Origin of the sequence: Oceanobacillus sp. FSL W7-1309 (assembly GCF_038002145.1) — a bacterium.
Classification (GTDB): Bacteria; Bacillota; Bacilli; order Bacillales; family Amphibacillaceae; genus Oceanobacillus; species Oceanobacillus profundus.
Genome location: NZ_JBBOBX010000002.1, coordinates 61,687 through 77,363, shown reverse-complemented (window position 1 = coordinate 77,363; position 15,677 = coordinate 61,687). Strand labels below are relative to the sequence as shown.

Annotated in this window: 18 protein-coding genes; 4 read left to right on the top strand and 14 right to left on the bottom strand. The window is 37.6% G+C overall.

All coding sequences use genetic code 11. The features are described from left to right. Window positions 1-58: 58 nt before the first annotated feature. On the bottom strand, window positions 59-1,075 hold the full coding sequence (locus NST46_RS13115; RefSeq protein WP_341137352.1) for an ABC transporter ATP-binding protein: 1,017 nt from the start codon (window positions 1,073-1,075) through the stop codon (window positions 59-61). Next, window positions 1,038-2,066: an ABC transporter ATP-binding protein gene (locus NST46_RS13110; RefSeq protein ID WP_303448144.1), complete on the bottom strand. Its 1,029-nt coding sequence runs from the start codon at window positions 2,064-2,066 to the stop codon at window positions 1,038-1,040. Before NST46_RS13110 ends, NST46_RS13115 begins: the two co-directional genes overlap by 38 nt. A 204-nt stretch (window positions 2,067-2,270) precedes the next feature. On the opposite strand from NST46_RS13110, the gene NST46_RS13105 reads away from it, so the two are divergent. After that, complete coding sequence (locus tag NST46_RS13105; RefSeq protein WP_095311267.1) at window positions 2,271-2,669, top strand: RNase H family protein; 399 nt, start codon at window positions 2,271-2,273, stop codon at window positions 2,667-2,669. Window positions 2,670-2,757: 88 nt separating this feature from the next. Beyond that, the gene (locus NST46_RS13100; protein WP_303448147.1) at window positions 2,758-3,306 is read left to right on the top strand and encodes a shikimate kinase; all 549 of its coding nucleotides are present in this window, start codon (window positions 2,758-2,760) and stop codon (window positions 3,304-3,306) included. A gap of 104 nt (window positions 3,307-3,410) precedes the next feature. Here NST46_RS13100 and NST46_RS13095 read toward each other — a convergent pair whose 3' ends face one another. The 9 genes from NST46_RS13095 to NST46_RS13055 all read right to left on the bottom strand — a co-directional run bounded on the left by NST46_RS13095 (window position 3,411) and on the right by NST46_RS13055 (window position 11,477). Next, window positions 3,411-3,623: a hypothetical protein gene (locus NST46_RS13095; protein ID WP_095311264.1), complete on the bottom strand. Its 213-nt coding sequence runs from the start codon at window positions 3,621-3,623 to the stop codon at window positions 3,411-3,413. Window positions 3,624-3,919: 296 nt separating this feature from the next. Then, entirely contained in the window at window positions 3,920-4,450 is a 531-nt protein-coding gene (locus NST46_RS13090) for a GNAT family N-acetyltransferase (protein WP_118889688.1), read from the bottom strand. Window positions 4,451-4,696: 246 nt separating this feature from the next. After that, a complete protein-coding gene (locus NST46_RS13085) occupies window positions 4,697-5,047 on the bottom strand; it encodes a DUF2200 domain-containing protein (protein WP_095311261.1) in 351 nt (116 codons plus the stop codon). A 151-nt stretch (window positions 5,048-5,198) separates the two neighbouring features. Next, window positions 5,199-6,482, bottom strand: coding sequence for a GntP family permease (locus tag NST46_RS13080; protein WP_118889687.1), 1,284 nt, complete (start codon window positions 6,480-6,482; stop codon window positions 5,199-5,201). Between the two features lie 21 nt (window positions 6,483-6,503). Further along, window positions 6,504-7,682 carry a thiolase family protein gene (locus tag NST46_RS13075; protein ID WP_341137351.1) on the bottom strand — a complete coding sequence of 393 codons (1,179 nt, stop codon included), beginning with the start codon at window positions 7,680-7,682 and terminating at the stop codon, window positions 6,504-6,506. A gap of 23 nt (window positions 7,683-7,705) precedes the next feature. Then, window positions 7,706-8,482, bottom strand: coding sequence for a 3-hydroxybutyrate dehydrogenase (locus NST46_RS13070; RefSeq protein ID WP_341137350.1), 777 nt, complete (start codon window positions 8,480-8,482; stop codon window positions 7,706-7,708). Between the two features lie 17 nt (window positions 8,483-8,499). Further along, window positions 8,500-9,174 (bottom strand): 3-oxoacid CoA-transferase subunit B, encoded by a 675-nt coding sequence (locus tag NST46_RS13065; protein WP_118889684.1) that lies wholly within the window; start codon window positions 9,172-9,174, stop codon window positions 8,500-8,502. Window positions 9,175-9,198: 24 nt separating this feature from the next. Next, window positions 9,199-9,894, bottom strand: a complete 696-nt coding sequence (locus NST46_RS13060) for a CoA transferase subunit A (RefSeq protein ID WP_341137349.1) — start codon at window positions 9,892-9,894, stop codon at window positions 9,199-9,201. 221 nt (window positions 9,895-10,115) lie between these two features. Further along, window positions 10,116-11,477 (bottom strand): sigma-54 interaction domain-containing protein, encoded by a 1,362-nt coding sequence (locus NST46_RS13055; protein WP_340002092.1) that lies wholly within the window; start codon window positions 11,475-11,477, stop codon window positions 10,116-10,118. A gap of 285 nt (window positions 11,478-11,762) precedes the next feature. On the opposite strand from NST46_RS13055, the gene NST46_RS13050 reads away from it, so the two are divergent. Beyond that, on the top strand, window positions 11,763-12,029 hold the full coding sequence (locus NST46_RS13050; protein WP_303448158.1) for a hypothetical protein: 267 nt from the start codon (window positions 11,763-11,765) through the stop codon (window positions 12,027-12,029). Between the two features lie 141 nt (window positions 12,030-12,170). Continuing rightward, window positions 12,171-12,464 carry a hypothetical protein gene (locus NST46_RS13045; protein WP_144029204.1) on the top strand — a complete coding sequence of 98 codons (294 nt, stop codon included), beginning with the start codon at window positions 12,171-12,173 and terminating at the stop codon, window positions 12,462-12,464. Window positions 12,465-12,985: 521 nt separating this feature from the next. Here the strand turns inward: NST46_RS13045 and NST46_RS13040 are convergent. The 3 genes from NST46_RS13040 to NST46_RS13030 all read right to left on the bottom strand — a co-directional run bounded on the left by NST46_RS13040 (window position 12,986) and on the right by NST46_RS13030 (window position 15,281). Then, window positions 12,986-13,198, bottom strand: a complete 213-nt coding sequence (locus NST46_RS13040) for a hypothetical protein (RefSeq protein WP_341137348.1) — start codon at window positions 13,196-13,198, stop codon at window positions 12,986-12,988. Between the two features lie 5 nt (window positions 13,199-13,203). Then, a complete protein-coding gene (locus NST46_RS13035) occupies window positions 13,204-13,455 on the bottom strand; it encodes a hypothetical protein (RefSeq protein WP_341137347.1) in 252 nt (83 codons plus the stop codon). Window positions 13,456-14,165: 710 nt separating this feature from the next. Then, the gene (locus NST46_RS13030) at window positions 14,166-15,281 is read right to left on the bottom strand and encodes an IS4 family transposase (RefSeq protein WP_341136906.1); all 1,116 of its coding nucleotides are present in this window, start codon (window positions 15,279-15,281) and stop codon (window positions 14,166-14,168) included. Window positions 15,282-15,677: the final 396 nt, after the last annotated feature.

Below are 15,677 nucleotides of genomic sequence, written 5' to 3'. Positions count from 1 at the left end.
AGGCTGTTTATCCCCACCCTTCACGTTTTTAGTTTTCTCACGCTATGAAGTGGGGATATTACAGCCCGTTAATGCGTGATAGATTTTGCTGCTGTCCATCATAAAGGTGACAAGCAACAAAATGATTATCTTCAACAGGTATAAATGCCGGACGTACAGATTTACAAATATCCATCGCCATCGGACATCTCGTATGGAATGCACATCCTGCTGGTGGATCAGCTGGACTTGGGACGTCCCCTTTTAAAATAACCCGTTCTTTTTCTATATCAGGATCTGGGTCCGGAACTGCAGATAAGAGTGCTTGTGTATACGGATGCTTGGCATCATCATACAATTTGTCTTTACTTGTCAGTTCTACCATTCTTCCTAAATACATCACACCGACACGATCACTAATATGCTTTACTACACTTAAATCATGGGCGATAAAAATATACGTAAGATTAAATTCATCACGTAAAGCTTCCATTAGATTAAGAATTTGTGCTTGAACGGAAACATCCAACGCCGAGACAGGCTCATCGCAAATAATAAGTTTCGGATTATTCGCAAGTGCCCGTGCTATTCCAATTCGTTGCCGTTGCCCACCACTGAATTGATGCGGGTATCTTGATGCATGATAAGCACTTAAACCAACAACTTCAAGAAGCCCTTTTACACGGCTTGTCCGCTCCTTGGCATTTTTCACCCCATGAATCAATAACGGTTCACCGATTATCTTTTCTACGGTATGCCTTGGATTCAGAGATGCATACGGATCTTGAAAAATAATCTGCATATCTCGCCGTAACCTGCGCATTTCCTCTGCATTGATATGTGTAATATCCTGGTCTTCAAACTTTACTTCTCCAGCAGTTGGTTCGATTAAGCGAAGAATCGCTTTACCGGTTGTTGACTTTCCACAGCCCGATTCTCCAACAATGCCTAATATCTCCCCTTCAAAAACGGTGAAGCTAACATCGTCAACTGCCTTCACCTCACCAACCGTTCGACCAAGTACACCACCTTTAATCGGGAAATACTTCTTCAATCCATTAATCTCCAATAACGGCTTCTGTAATTGTTGACGCATCGTTTATCGACTCTCCTTCCTGTTTGTCATAAAGGAAGCAACGACTCCGCCTACCTTCACCTGTAACGTACAAATCAGGATTCTCCTTAAAGCAACGATCAAATGCAAACTCGCACCTAGGAGCAAAACGGCAGCCTACACGTCCTAGTTTTGGCTTTGGTACTGTTCCGGGAATGGAGTATAGCTTCTGCTCACGCTCATGAATTCTTGGTAAAGAACGGATTAGTCCTTGTGAATATGGGTGCTTTGAATCTTTTAGAATCTCACGTTTCGAACCTTCTTCAACAACTTGTCCAGCATACATCACTACGACTCGGTCACAAATATCTGCTACAACACCCAAATCATGCGTGATTAACAGTATGGCAGTATCTTTTTCCTCGTTTAACTTTCGCATTAAGTCTAATATTTGTGCTTGAATCGTTACATCGAGAGCTGTCGTTGGCTCATCTGCAATAAGAAGCTCTGGATCACAAGACATCGCCATGGCAATCATGACTCGTTGTCTCATTCCACCTGAAAGCTGATGGGGATAATCATCAATAATTGATTCAGCTCTTGGAATGCCGACTAGCTTTAACATAGAAATTGATTTTTCCCTTGCTTCTTTTTTACTTATTTTCTGATGAAATCGAAAGGCTTCTCTCATTTGATTTCCAATCGTAAACAGTGGATTTAGTGAGGTCATTGGTTCTTGAAATATCATGGATATTTCATTGCCTCGCAATTTCTTCATTCGTTTTTCGGAAGCAAATGCAAGGTTTTCTCCTTTATAATTAATTTCCCCACCCACTATTTTTCCAGGCGGGTTGGGAACAAGCTGCATAATGGATAATGATGTAACACTTTTTCCGCATCCTGATTCCCCTACAACCCCAACTACTTCCCCTTTATGTACATGTAAACTTACTTGATCAACTGCTGGTACTTCCCCGCTATCTGTGAAAAAGTGGGTGCTTAAGTTCTTTATCTCTAATACGGTATGAGACAATTGATACTCCCCTTTCAGCTCGACGTGGAATATATTTCTTTTATGTTTCTATAATATACTGAAAATTACCTAATATTGCAAGAAAAAAATAATATTTACTATTTATACTTTTTAAAACAAAATAAAAACATAATTATAATTCACATAAATTGTGAGTTGCTTTATACTAAATAGAATAAGTTCTCGTCTGGGAGTGTTAGATAGGTGATCGAAGTATATACAGATGGTGCAGCAAGTGGAAATCCTGGACTGAGTGGTGCGGGCATATATATCAAATCCGGCAAAAACGCTTACGAATATACCATTCCATTAGGATATCTATCAAATCACGAAGCTGAATTCTACGCAATTATTAAAGCGCTTGAGATTTGTCGGCAATCATTTCCGAATGAAATTATATCCTTTCGCTCTGATTCGAAGGTTGTCGTGGATGTAATCGAAAAAGATTTCACAAAGAATCAACTCTTTCTTCCTTTACTTGAATGCATTAGAGAAGAATCAAAGAATTTTCCGCACTTTTTTATCAAGTGGATTCCAGAAAAGAAAAATGGTCATGCAGATCGTTTGGCAAGAAAAGCGATCCATATGAATGATCAAGCTTAATTCAACTTTCTAATTAACTTACATTTCTTCATTTCGTAAAAATTAAATTCTTAACAGATACTAGTCTTAGCAAATTAGGGGGATACCGATGAATGATGTGTCGCTACGGGAACAAAGTATTGTACTCATTGGTTTTATGGGGGTAGGAAAAACTACAATTGGCAAAGCAGTTGCGAAGAAATTATATCGTGATTTTATCGATATTGATGAAGAAATTGAAAAGAAATATAATATGCCAACTTCAGAGATTTTTAATCTATATGGCGAGCGAATATTTCGGCAAACCGAAAAAGACATGATTATCAATTCCTGTAAACAAAAATTAAAAATCATCTCTGTCGGCGGTGGCGCATTCTTACAGGATGAAGTTCGTGAGGCATGCATGTCACATTGTATTATCTTTTTCTTAGATTTATCTTGGGATTCTTGGAAAGAACGTATTAGCCTGCTCATTGATAGCCGCCCTGTCCTGCAAGGGAAAAATATCGATCAAATCAAACAATTATTTTATAATAGACAACCGATTTATGAGGAACATCATTCAAGAGTCGTGACGGATAATTTACCAGTGGATGAAGTTGCAGATTACATTACAGAGTCCCTGAAAACCGCTTGGGATATCTATGAACCGAATTAAAAAACCAAAGGGCTAAAGAGAATAGTTAGATACCAAGCTAAAAACACAAAATAACCCTTCAAGGGTTATTTTGTGTTTCATCTTCATCCTAATAAGGTCGCAAACTAAGCAAGCCTCTCAGCAGCTTCCCGAATAGCCACCACTAAATCTTCACCATATTTTTCTTTTGAGTTTTTGCCTAGATAATCAGCAATATCCACATCGCCTAAATGAACCGCCCTAATGAAGGATCGAACTTTAATATCCTTAGGTTCAGTAAAAAGATTCTCCGTGATCATATATTCCAGTTCATCAGCAATTCTATTTAACTCAGTCATTTATTCGCCTACCTTCTAAAAACATTAAGGACTAATTCAGTAATTCAGTAAGCTATTTTTTCCAATACGATTACTCTTTATACTTTCTAATTTATTAAATAAATTTATTTTTTAAAGTTTCACGTTAAGTTCTAAATAACAAGCTGCCCCATCACTAAATTATTAATCTGTACCTACTGGATGCAGTCCAACTTCAATGAAATAGACACCAAACTGGACAGCATACGATCAATTTCGAAAAAACACAAGCCAAATGAATATTGTTCATGTGCATCCGAAGTGAAAGAAAGATACTATTAATTATCCTTAAGTATCGAGTAAACATATGTATCATGTGCAGTTCCATTTTGATACATATAATCCCTCAAAACACCTTCTTGCTGAAAACCAACCTTGCTTAACAAATTGTTAGATGCTTCGTTATGTACAAAAACAACAGCTCCTATACGAATAAGACCCAATTCATCAAACCCATATTGAATTACCTTGGATACTGCTTCGGAAGTAAAACCCTTTCTCCATTGTGTAGGATGTATTTCATAACCAATTTCAGCTCGTTTATGTTTAGGGGACCAAGCATTAAATCCAATGGTTCCAATTATTCCTCGATTACCTTTTATTTCGATTCCCCAGCGTATTCCCCTTTTCTCTTTGAAATTTTCAGCAAAAAAATCAACAAATGCCGCTGCTTGCGCTAAATTTTGCAATGTCTCTTGACCGTAATATCGAGTTACATTTTCATTAGAAAAACAAGCAAATAGGGCTTCTGCATCATCCTTGGAGATTTCTCTTAAACATAGTCTTTCAGTCTCTAATGTTGGAAACATCAATTTCTCTCCCCCTCTCGTTTTTACCTTTAACACAATGCATAATTATTAAAAGCCCGGCTTAATTTCTCTACACCCCTATACTAGTATAAAATTCCAAATTTAATTTTGAAATTTACCTGAATAGGTATAAATGATACTTCCCCATCTTCATGGTCAAAAATCAAATTACTGGACTCCTTCGTCTGCTAAAAAAACACTGACTCTTTTACATGTATAGAATCAGTGTTTCTTCGTTTTTAATTATTATTTACGCAGTATCTTCTCCATCGCTTTTCCTTTTGCTAATTCATCGATCAGCTTATCCAAATAGCGAATTTCCTGCATAAGCGGTTCTTCGATGTCTTCCACTCGGACACCGCAGATCACACCTTTAATCAAATTCCGGGAAGGATTCATATGAGGAGCTTCCGCAAAGAATGTCTCAATGTCTGTCTTTTTTTCCAGTTGTTCTTCTAACTCTTCCTGACTATAGCCTGTTAACCAATGTATGATTTCATCGACTTCTGATTTCGTACGTCCTTTTTTCTCAGCCTTGGTAATATAATGGGGATACACTCCTGAGAAACTCATTGTGTAAATCCGATGTTTGGTCATGATACATACTCCCTACTACTATTTTCTTTATTGTAGTACAAATAATAGTCGGGTTCAAATATGGAAAACATAAAAAAGTACCGTATATCCAAAACAGAAAATCGGTACTTTTTAACGTTATTCTAGCTTGTTATTCTTTATAAAAAAATATTTAATAAATCCCAACAGACGCTAATAAAATAGCCGCAACAATTGATATAATCGGGATAACAACAGCTACGACAAAAATGTCTTTGTAGCTATCTTTATGTGTCATGCCTGTAATCGTAAGCAAAGTCAATACAGCTCCATTGTGCGGCATGGCATCGAGTCCTCCAGATGATAAAGACGCAATTCGGTGAAAAGCCTCTGGATCAATACCTGTGCTTAACGCTAATTCATAATATCTTTCTCCCAATGCTTCTAGAGCAATTCCCATTCCTCCAGAAGCCGAACCTGTAGCACCAGCAAGTATATTAACAGCAACTGCTTCTGAAATAAGCGGATTTCCTTTAATCCCCATCAATAGTGCTGTAAGACGATCAAATCCTGGTACCGCCTGCACAACAGTACCAAATCCAACAGCTGCACTCGTGTTAATGATGGCGGTTACGGAACCAACTGCACCATTATTAATTGCTTTAACAAACCCTTTGAACTTGGTAATATTTAAAATCATCAACAGGATAATCCCAGACAATAGGGCAACTACAATATCCCACTCCAAAACATTCAACGTAACAACTACGGTTATTAATGGCAAAATCGATAATATAAAATGTGGGGTATCTCCCTCTACCTTCACAATCTTATTATCCTTTGGCTCTGTATAAAATTCCCCTTTTGCAGATAATTGTTTTTCTCTCCATCGCATATAGTAATAACCACCGACACCCATAATAATCGCAGCGACTATCCCCATAATTGGCGCTGCCATTGCGGTTGTACCAAAGTAAGGCGTTGGGATTAAGTTTTGAATTTGTGGTGTCCCAGGAATTGCTGTCATCGTAAATGTGAATGACCCTAATGCAACTGTGCCTGGTATTAGACGCCTGCTAATGTTTGCTTCACGGAACAGTGTTAGTGCAAGTGGATAAACAGCGAAAACAACGACAAACAAACTAACCCCACCATATGTTAAAACTGCACAGGATACAAGCACCCCTAGTATTGCTCGCTTAGTTCCGATAACTTTTGTTAATGCGATGGCGACCGACTTTGCCATCCCTGTGTCTTCCATCAGCTTTCCAAAAATTGCCCCAAGCATGAATACAGGGAACCATTGCTTTGCAAAGTTAACAAAGCCGCTCATATACGTATTTGTATATGCATCTAGCAAGTCCAGCCCACCAGTTAGTGCAACAACACCAGCAGCAATTGGCGCAATCCAAATGATTGACCACCCTAAATAAGCAAGTGCCATTAAGACAATAAGCCCTAAAATTATCCCAAACATGATACCCCTCCATCTCTTTATTTATCTAACTTCAATAACCATTGCAATTCCCTGGCCGCCACCAATACAAAGTGAGGCAATACCATATCTCTGCCCTCTTCTTTTCAACTCTTTTACCACAGCGTAAAGCACTCTCGTACCACTTGCTCCAATCGGATGCCCTAATGCAATCGCTCCCCCGTTCACATTTACTTTCTCACGATCTAAACCTAAAGCTTTTTCGACAGCTAAATACTGGGCAGCAAATGCTTCATTTACTTCAATCAAATCGATATCTTCAAGTGTGAGCCCAGCCCTTTTTAAAGCTTGTTGAATCGCTGGAACTGGGCCGATTCCCATATATTCTGGCTCAACCCCAGCAATGCCGTAAGATACGATTCTTGCTAGCGGCTGCAATTGATGCTCTGTTACATAGTTTTCCCCCGCTACAATAACCGCTCCAGCTCCATCATTAATTCCACTCGCATTCCCACCGGTCACCGTTCCACCCTGTTTAAAGGACGGCTTTAAACCTGCAAGCTTCTCAACCGTTGTATCCTCTCGTATATGTTCATCTGTGTTTACGAAGGTTGTGCCATTTCGATGTTTTATTTCAACAGGCACAATTTCCTCATTAAGCTTTCCTTCGTTTCGTGCAGTCGCTGCACGCTTATGACTTAAATAAGCGAATTCATCTTGTTCCTCGCGCGTAATACCATACTTTTCTGCTAGATTTTCTGCCGTCATCCCCATTCCCGAACCGATATATTCATCTGTCAAGGCTGCCCAGAGCATGTCATCCACTTGTGGTGTTTTCAATTTCGTACCAAATCTGCTCCCTCTTAATGCATAAGGAGATAGACTCATATTTTCAATCCCTCCAGCTAGTGCCACTTCTGCCTCACCTAGCATAATCGATTGGGTTGCTGAAATAACTGACTGCAATCCTGAACCACATAAACGATTTACTGTTAGTGCGGGACTGGATATTGGAATACCAGTTTGCAGTGCAATATGCCTTGATAAATAAGGCGCGTTTTTTCCGGAATGGATGACATTCCCTAACACAGTCAAATTAATATCTTCTGCAGGGATGCCACTTCGGCGAATTGCTTCCTTACTAGCGATAACTCCTAGTTCCGTTGGATCTATCCCCTTCAAGCTCCCTCCAAATGTACCAAATGGTGTTCTTGCCCCCTCAACGATATAAACATTTGTCATTTTCCCACTCTCCTATTTTGTTATTACTGTGCCGTGTACCCGCCATCTAATACAATGGCTTGACCTGTAACCCCTTTGGCCTTATCACTTGATAAGAACAACGCATAATCCGCTATTTCCTGCACAGCTAACAAGCGTTTCTGTGGTACCAATGGATAAAGCACCTCTTCTAATACTTTTTCAACCGGGATATTACGATTTTTCGCTAAGTCCTCAAACTGTCCTCGAACAAGCGGCGTATCCACATAACCTGGGCACATAGCATTCACTGTAATTCCATTGGCAGCTCCTTCTAATGCCGCTACCTTCGTTAAACCTATAAGTCCGTGCTTAGCACTGTTATATGCTGCCTTGCCCGCAAAGCCAATTACTCCGTTAATCGAAGCCATATTAATAATCCGTCCAAATCCTTGTTCTTTCATTAACGGAAAAACATGTTTCGTTGCCATAAATGGCGCAACTAGCATTACCTTCGTCATGAATTCAAACTTTTCAGTCGGGAAATCTTCAATGGATGCAACATGCTGTAAGCCAGCATTATTAATTAGCACATCCAATCTTCCATATTTTTCTACCGTCTCATCTAAAGCTTGTTGTAGTTCTTTTTCGTTCGTAACATCACATTTCAATCCAATACAATCATAACCATCTTTTCTTAAGTTTTCGGAAACCGCCTGAACCTTTTCAGTGTTAATGTCTGACAAAGCAACCTTGGCACCGTTTTTGGCAAACTCCTTACCCATCTCATATCCGATTCCACTTGCTGCTCCAGTTATAAATACCACTTTGTTGTCTACCATGAATAAATCCTCCTTTTTTAATACGTTCCTATTCGTAAATGCTCACTAATTTTTAGCTCTGCCTCTGTCGATTCCACAATTTCTTCAACTGTCCAGCCTTCTGCTATTTCTATAAGTACAAGACCACTTTCCTCAACATCCATAACCGCACGGTCTGTAATTACTCGGTTTACAACCTGCTTCCCAGTTAGTGGTAAGCTGCATTTCTTTAAAATTTTTGATGTCCCATGCTTATTGACATGATCCATAATAATAACAATTTTTTTTGCTCCGTGCACGATATCCATCGCACCCCCCATACCTTTAATCATTTTTCCTGGAATCATCCAATTTGCTAAATCACCTGTTTCAGATACTTCCATTCCACCGAGAATAGCCAAATCCAAATGTGCTCCACGAATCATCGCAAACGATTCCGCATTACTGAAATAAGAAGCCCCCTCTTGAGCAGTTACCGTTTCTTTACCAGCGTTAATTAAATCAGGATCAACTTCTTCTTTTAGTGGTGATTTTCCTATTCCAAGTAATCCATTTTCTGACTGAAGGACTACCTGTTTACCACCCTGAATATAATTGGCAACCATTGTTGGCATCCCAATCCCTAGATTAACGTAGGAACCGCTTACAATTTCCCTTTCAGCTCTTCTAGCTATTCGCTCTCGCACCAATGCCTTATCCAATTGGTTTAACATCCGCCATTACCTCCTAAAATTGTGCTATGCTTCTTGTCTTATGGTTAATCGTTCAATTCGCTTCTCTTGTGCCCCTTCAATTAGAGCTTGTACATAGATTCCTGGTGTATGAACATGATCAGGATTAATTGTTCCGGGTTCAACTAATTGTTCTACTTCTGCAATTGTTACTTTTCCTGCCGCTGCCATCATCGGATTAAAATTGCGTGCTGTTTTGTTATAAACCAAGTTCCCCGCATGATCACCAACAGCAGCTCGAATCAAACTGAAATCTGCCTTTAAAGCTGTTTGCAGCAAATATTCTTTGTTATTAAATACACGTACTTCTTCTCCTTCTGCAATCGGAGTTCCCACTCCAGCAGGCGTATAGAATGCTGGGATTCCTGCTCCACCCGCACGAATTCTTTCTGCAAGTGTACCTTGTGGTGTCAACTCTACCTCCAGCTCACCTGCTAATACTTGTCTCTCAAATTCTTTATTTTCGCCAACATAGGAGCCAATCATCTTATCAATTTGTTTATTTTTTAGTAGTAAACCGAGGCCCCAATCATCCACCCCACAATTATTCGAGATCACGGTTAAATGCTTTACCTGTGAATCAACAAGAGCTAGAATAAGATTTTCAGGAATTCCAACAAGTCCAAAACCCCCAACCATAATCGTTGAACCATCTTGAATCTCTGCTACTGCTTCTGCAAAGGATGTATAAATTGTTTTCATCTATGCTACTCCCCTTTCCTTCCTTTACTTGCAAAAATCGTGCCAATAAAGATATCTCAAAAAATAGAAAGCTAGCAGTATAATTGAAGTCAACTAAAAACCTTCCTTCCAGTTTCGTGGAAAGAAGGTTCTTCATTATCATTTTTACGAATGTAAGCCCTTTCTTTTCGTGCTTTTCATACTTTCCAAAATTGCGGAATAGATTCCGTATTTGTGGAATTTTATAATTGATGTTTTTTCATTTTTTCATAAAAACTAGATTTTCCGACACCAAGTAAGCTAGCCGCTCTTAATTTATCTCCACCTGCCCTTTCAATCGCATTTTCGATTGCTTGCCTCTCTGCCCTAGCTAAAACTTCTTTTAAATTCATACTTTGCTTCGTTGTATAATGATTTGACTGCATTTGATCTGGCAAATCTTCTAGTTTAATAATTTCCGTGTTTGTAAGATGTACAGCGGATTCAATTACATTTTCCAGCTCTCTGACATTGCCCGGCCATTCATGATGCATGAAAAAATCCATTACTGCCGCTTCAAAGCTGATCACTCGTTTACCTGTACGTTTTGTAATTTTAGCTAGTAAAAATTTTGCAAGCACCCGAATATCCTCTACCCGTTCGCGTAGAGGAGGAATTTTTATCGGAATGACATTGATCCGGTAATAAAGATCCTCCCTGAAACGATTTTCCTTAATTAATGTTTCTAATGATTGGTTCGTTGCTGCAATAATTCGCACATCAATTTTTTGTGTTTTTTCCGAGCCGATTGCTTCAACTTCTCCCTCCTGTAGAACACGGAGAATTTTCACTTGGGCATCTAATGGCATATCCCCAATCTCATCCAAAAAAAGTGTGCCACTATCTGCCAATTGGAATTTCCCTAGCTTGCCTCCTTTTTTGGCACCTGTAAACGCACCGCCTTCATAACCAAACAATTCGGACTCAAGCAAATCTACTGGAATTGCTGCACAATTTACTTTTACAAACGGCTTCATACTTCGTTCGCTTAATTGATGAATACTATGAGCAAACAATTCTTTTCCTGTACCACTTTCTCCCATTAATAAAATAGAAACATCTCCAGAAGAAATCTTCATAACTTTTTCTTTAATTTTATTTATTTGTATGGAACTGCCAACAATATCTTGCAGGGAGTAAGTTGCTCCATTTTGATTGCCTAACTTCTTTTTATATTGTTCAATCTCCAATAATAGATCCTTAATATGCGAATTCATTTTCATCCATTCTTTTGTATCCCGATATAGTACCGTACCGACTGCACCGACTATTTTCCCTTTTGAACAAAGCGGAACTCGATTAGCAATCATATGATTCCCTCTAATGAATTGAATATCTGCAATTTCCTCCTTACCTGTTTGAGCGACAATATGCATTCTTGTATTTTCAATGACATCTTGTACATGTTTGCCGATAGCATCCTCTAATTTAACACCTATAAACTTACAATAATTATCATTAAGATACGTAACTAAACCTTGACCATCTACAACAACAAAGCAAAAATTCGACTTTTCGAAAATAGTTTCAATGATTTCTTCTTTATATTCATTATTTAACAGCATATTCTCTCTCCCAACACTAAACATTTGCTAATCAGTTATTGTTTTTAATTCGTTATATGCTTTCTATTATATACATACAAAAACAGAAGCACACTAATTTACATGCGCTTTCATAATGTCTTAGTCAATTAACCTTCATTCACTTGAATACCAAACATTTTAAATGCTGGCCCCCAATAAGTATATCCGTATCACATGTTATAAGCGTGAAATCTTTTCCATCATTAAATTTTTAAAATAACATATATTCTAATGTACTTCCTTTATAAAAATAGGAGGGGTTGGATGAAAAATGACTCTAATACCGACAGCCAGGATACACAGGATACATCCTTAGATAATAGTCTTCAACTCGCTTTAATTGCGTCAGCACTTACTACGTTAGCTGATTTAATTGCCACCTTTGCAGCATTAGAAGCTATTGATGAAGCACGTATCCAAAATGAAGCAGATAAACAAGCTCAAGAATCATTAGAAGCAAGGTTTAAAACCATAGAGGATCAACTTAAAAATCTGGAAGGCGAAATACAAAGCTTAAAATCAGGCAGCTAACTATACCTATTAACCTATGAAAACAATCGTGCTTCTATTTCGAATCCATCCTCCTAGTGATTATATAGTACGAAAAACAAGGATAAATAAACCCCCATAACAGCATGAGGGCTTATTCCTTCTAAATGTTTCCTTCTAGAAATGTCGCTTACAACAATGACAGAATTTCTTCTTACATTTATGACAATCTGTCTGAAAATCACCAATGTAGTTATTTTTTGGATAACCATAATAATGGTGCTCTTCCTTCTTGTTGAACCAGTGTTGTTGACACCAATCTTCGTGCTTCCTTTTACATGGATCTTTCTTGTGGAAGTAATCGTATTGACACCAATCTTCGTGCTTCTTTTTACATGGATCGTAACAATACATAATTTATCTCTCCTTTCTCTTTCAATATACGCACTTAAGAAAAAAGGGATTAGACAAATCTAATAGTATATAACACATTTTTAGTTTTACAGTATCCATCATCAATAGATCTATTTGTTCAGGCATCAGAAACTCTATAGCACAAGGAAATTGGACTACTTTTTGATCGTTCGTAAAAAGAAAAAAGGCAAAGGAATGAGAACCACTCAAACCTTTGCCTTCATGACTTATATAGCGCGCCCAGAGGGATTCGAACCCCCGACAAACCTGGTACCGGAAACCAAGCGAACGTATTTCGGTAAGTTCCGACTGTGATACTGCGTACTATTGCGAATGCGTTGTCTATCTAATTGTATGGTTATGTCTATTAGTTGTTTGCGGATTCGTTAGCAAAAAAATTTGCAAGGTATTTAGAATAAAACCATTAATGCGCCATAAATAGAGACTGATACAACATTCAACCTAGCATAATTTAAACCGCATTTATTGCGGTTTTTTGTTTACATAAAAAATAACCCCTAAATGGAGTTACTCAAAATACTATGGCTTTCTATAACTAAAGCACCAGTTTGTTGAATAAAAAATTATTCAACTTCAATAACAAAATTATAAAAAGCATCGCCATTAGATATGTTTTCTTCCTGTTCATCCATCCACCATACGCCATAAGAATAGTAATAAATTCCTTCATGTAAAGGGGCTGTGAAACTATTATCTTTAACAATTACTTCAACTTCATCACTTTCACTTATCTGTAATACGTGGAACTCGTTTGGTTTCGGTTCATAGTTCATCACAAAATTTATTTTTTTCCAGATTTTACTTTGATTGGTTCTCTCCCTTTCAAAAGTTCTTTTGGTCCAGCCGTATCGACACATATTGATTGACCATTTCCATCCCAGCAATAAGAACCCAATGTCGTTTCATATGATTTATTCCCTACTTTAACCACAGCTTCTGGAGGCTCTTCCCCTGTAATTCCATTATTCATATCTGAACAACCAAAAAGTGTAAACCCAACAATTAACCACGATGCAACTAACCATTTTTTCATTGGTTTTCCTCCACTTCTTTGTAAACACTCTAATTCATATTCAATTCTTCTGCTCTTTATTTTATAATTCCATAAAACGTGCTTTTCCTTCTTTTTGCATAGCACCCTTTACTTTAGTGAATTATTCCTATTTTTCTTCAAAGAATGTATGATTCCGTATAAATGAAAAGCAGTAATTACAATCACTGTGATCCAAATTATTGGACCACCTACAATATTGTCACTAAACAATATAAAAAATACAACTATCCAAAACCCAACCAATGATATTATTCTATTTACTACCTCAGATTTAAACATTGTATTTCTTCCCCTTTGTTAAATAATTCGATCCCTTAGCACAACAAGCGATAGGAGTTACAACTCCTTCTTTCGTTAAAGCACCAGATAGTTGATAAAGGATGAATCATTTCCCTTCTTTTAGCAATACACCTAATAGTGCAATCAGCCTCCTATTAGGTGTATTTCAGCAACGTATAAATAAAATTAATAGCCATCACTCACGCTTTTATAATATAGAACACAGGAAAGTTACTACTTATCTTTTTTATCTAGTCTAAATAATCACTAGCGTTGCATAAATAGTAACTGAATTTTCAGTTTTAATATTTTTCCCAAGAAAGCCAAAAAAGTAAATACCCAACTTAAGGTGGCTCCATCCATTTGGAATATATTTACAATTAAACGATAGCGACAGCGACATTCTATTATTAAGATGCACCTTTTCCTTCTATTTTACGAAGCCAAAGATAACCTGGCTTCCATAAGGCTGCTCTTAAATAACGACTGATTTGTAATAAACTTCGCTTGCTGTTCGTCTTGAGTTGAATGAGTACATTCAAACAAAATACGATAAGTGCAATAAACACCTGATTGTAAACGGCTGATTCGCTATGGCCATAGAACTTTTTAATGTTCACATGCTGTTTCATCCATTTGAAAAACAATTCAATCGCCCAGCGTGATTTGTACATTTCTGAAACCTCTTCGGGGCTTAAATCAAAGCGATTGGTAATAAGTTGAAGGATATTTCCTTTTGTATCTTCTACTTTGAGTAACCGAAAATAGTTTTCTGCACGGTTTTGCGATGTCCCGATCAAAACCATTTGATCTGATAAAACAGTTGAGTCTTCAGGAAGTTTAAAGTTGTAAACTACTCGTACAAACGCATTTTTTCGAAGTCTTGTCAGGAAAAAGTAGCCATCATCTGTCATGCGGTCTAAACGTTCATAATCCAGGTATCCACGGTCAAACACGTACATGCACTCTTTATCGTCTACCAAGACCTCAAGCTGACTACGATCATGTTCTTTCGCGTTGGTCAACACAGTTTGCTCTGGATAGGATGTCCCTTTTTCCATAAACACAAGCTTGAGATGTACTTTTACACCAGCTTTTGTTTTCCGAAATTCAGCCCAACGATGATTGGTTAAATTCAAGGGTAAGGTGGTCGAGTCAATTATTTTTAAAGGCATGTGCAGCTGTGAATAGTGTGTTTTTGCATGAATTTGAGATACTAAATCAAGGAATAATCCCTGGAATATATCCGGATTCAACCCGCTTAGTCGACGAGATAACTGGGAGACGCTAATCGAGTCAAGACCGACTTTCTTTTGAAGGTCGTTATTGAAAAGGCGAGCATTTAATTCATGTAGGCTCTCCACTTCTTCCAGCTGTGCGTAAAGTAATAACTTTAAGAATGATTCTGTCATTAACTTTTTCGTATAGTAATCTAATTTCATGGTTTTCACATTATCTTCAAATTTTTTGAGATTTATGGATGAAAACCATTGTCCAAATGATGTTTTTGGTGTAATCTTGTCCATGAGTTGGTCCTTTATTTTTGGATTTGGACGGGTTACCACCTGACTATATCCATTATAAAGGACTTTTTCTTTGCACAACAGTAAATTAGTGAACATTTTGGGTATTCATAATATTTACTTTTAATTAATGCAACGCTAGTGCTAAATAATATAAATAAAAAAGATAAGACAAATATTAATGAAAACCATATTACTCGTGAGGTTGTAATCACTTCACCAAATTGTTCACCGTTGAAGTAATAGTATAAAAAATTTGCTGTGGTACTTCCACCAACTGTAATCATTGAAACTAGAACCGCAGAAACAATTGAGATAAATATCTTTTTAACAGTTATATTAATCACTACCTCTCATATAGCGTAATGACGCTTTGACATATAGCTTAATTACGAAATA

Bases quoted from the DNA above. Each gene is read 5' to 3' on its own strand.
- NST46_RS13115 (WP_341137352.1), bottom strand. From the start codon at position 1,075: ATGCGTCAACAATTACAGAAGCCGTTATTGGAGATTAATGGATTGAAG.
- NST46_RS13100 (WP_303448147.1), top strand. From the start codon at position 2,758: ATGAATGATGTGTCGCTACGGGAACAAAGTATTGTACTCATTGGTTTT.
- NST46_RS13095 (WP_095311264.1), bottom strand. From the start codon at position 3,623: ATGACTGAGTTAAATAGAATTGCTGATGAACTGGAATATATGATCACG.
- NST46_RS13090 (WP_118889688.1), bottom strand. From the start codon at position 4,450: ATGTTTCCAACATTAGAGACTGAAAGACTATGTTTAAGAGAAATCTCC.
- NST46_RS13085 (WP_095311261.1), bottom strand. From the start codon at position 5,047: ATGACCAAACATCGGATTTACACAATGAGTTTCTCAGGAGTGTATCCC.
- NST46_RS13080 (WP_118889687.1), bottom strand. From the start codon at position 6,482: ATGTTTGGGATAATTTTAGGGCTTATTGTCTTAATGGCACTTGCTTAT.
- NST46_RS13075 (WP_341137351.1), bottom strand. From the start codon at position 7,682: ATGACAAATGTTTATATCGTTGAGGGGGCAAGAACACCATTTGGTACA.
- NST46_RS13070 (WP_341137350.1), bottom strand. From the start codon at position 8,482: ATGGTAGACAACAAAGTGGTATTTATAACTGGAGCAGCAAGTGGAATC.
- NST46_RS13065 (WP_118889684.1), bottom strand. From the start codon at position 9,174: ATGTTAAACCAATTGGATAAGGCATTGGTGCGAGAGCGAATAGCTAGA.
- NST46_RS13060 (WP_341137349.1), bottom strand. From the start codon at position 9,894: ATGAAAACAATTTATACATCCTTTGCAGAAGCAGTAGCAGAGATTCAA.
- NST46_RS13055 (WP_340002092.1), bottom strand. From the start codon at position 11,477: ATGCTGTTAAATAATGAATATAAAGAAGAAATCATTGAAACTATTTTC.
- NST46_RS13050 (WP_303448158.1), top strand. From the start codon at position 11,763: ATGAAAAATGACTCTAATACCGACAGCCAGGATACACAGGATACATCC.
- NST46_RS13045 (WP_144029204.1), top strand. From the start codon at position 12,171: ATGTCGCTTACAACAATGACAGAATTTCTTCTTACATTTATGACAATC.
- NST46_RS13035 (WP_341137347.1), bottom strand. From the start codon at position 13,455: ATGAAAAAATGGTTAGTTGCATCGTGGTTAATTGTTGGGTTTACACTT.
- NST46_RS13030 (WP_341136906.1), bottom strand. From the start codon at position 15,281: ATGGACAAGATTACACCAAAAACATCATTTGGACAATGGTTTTCATCC.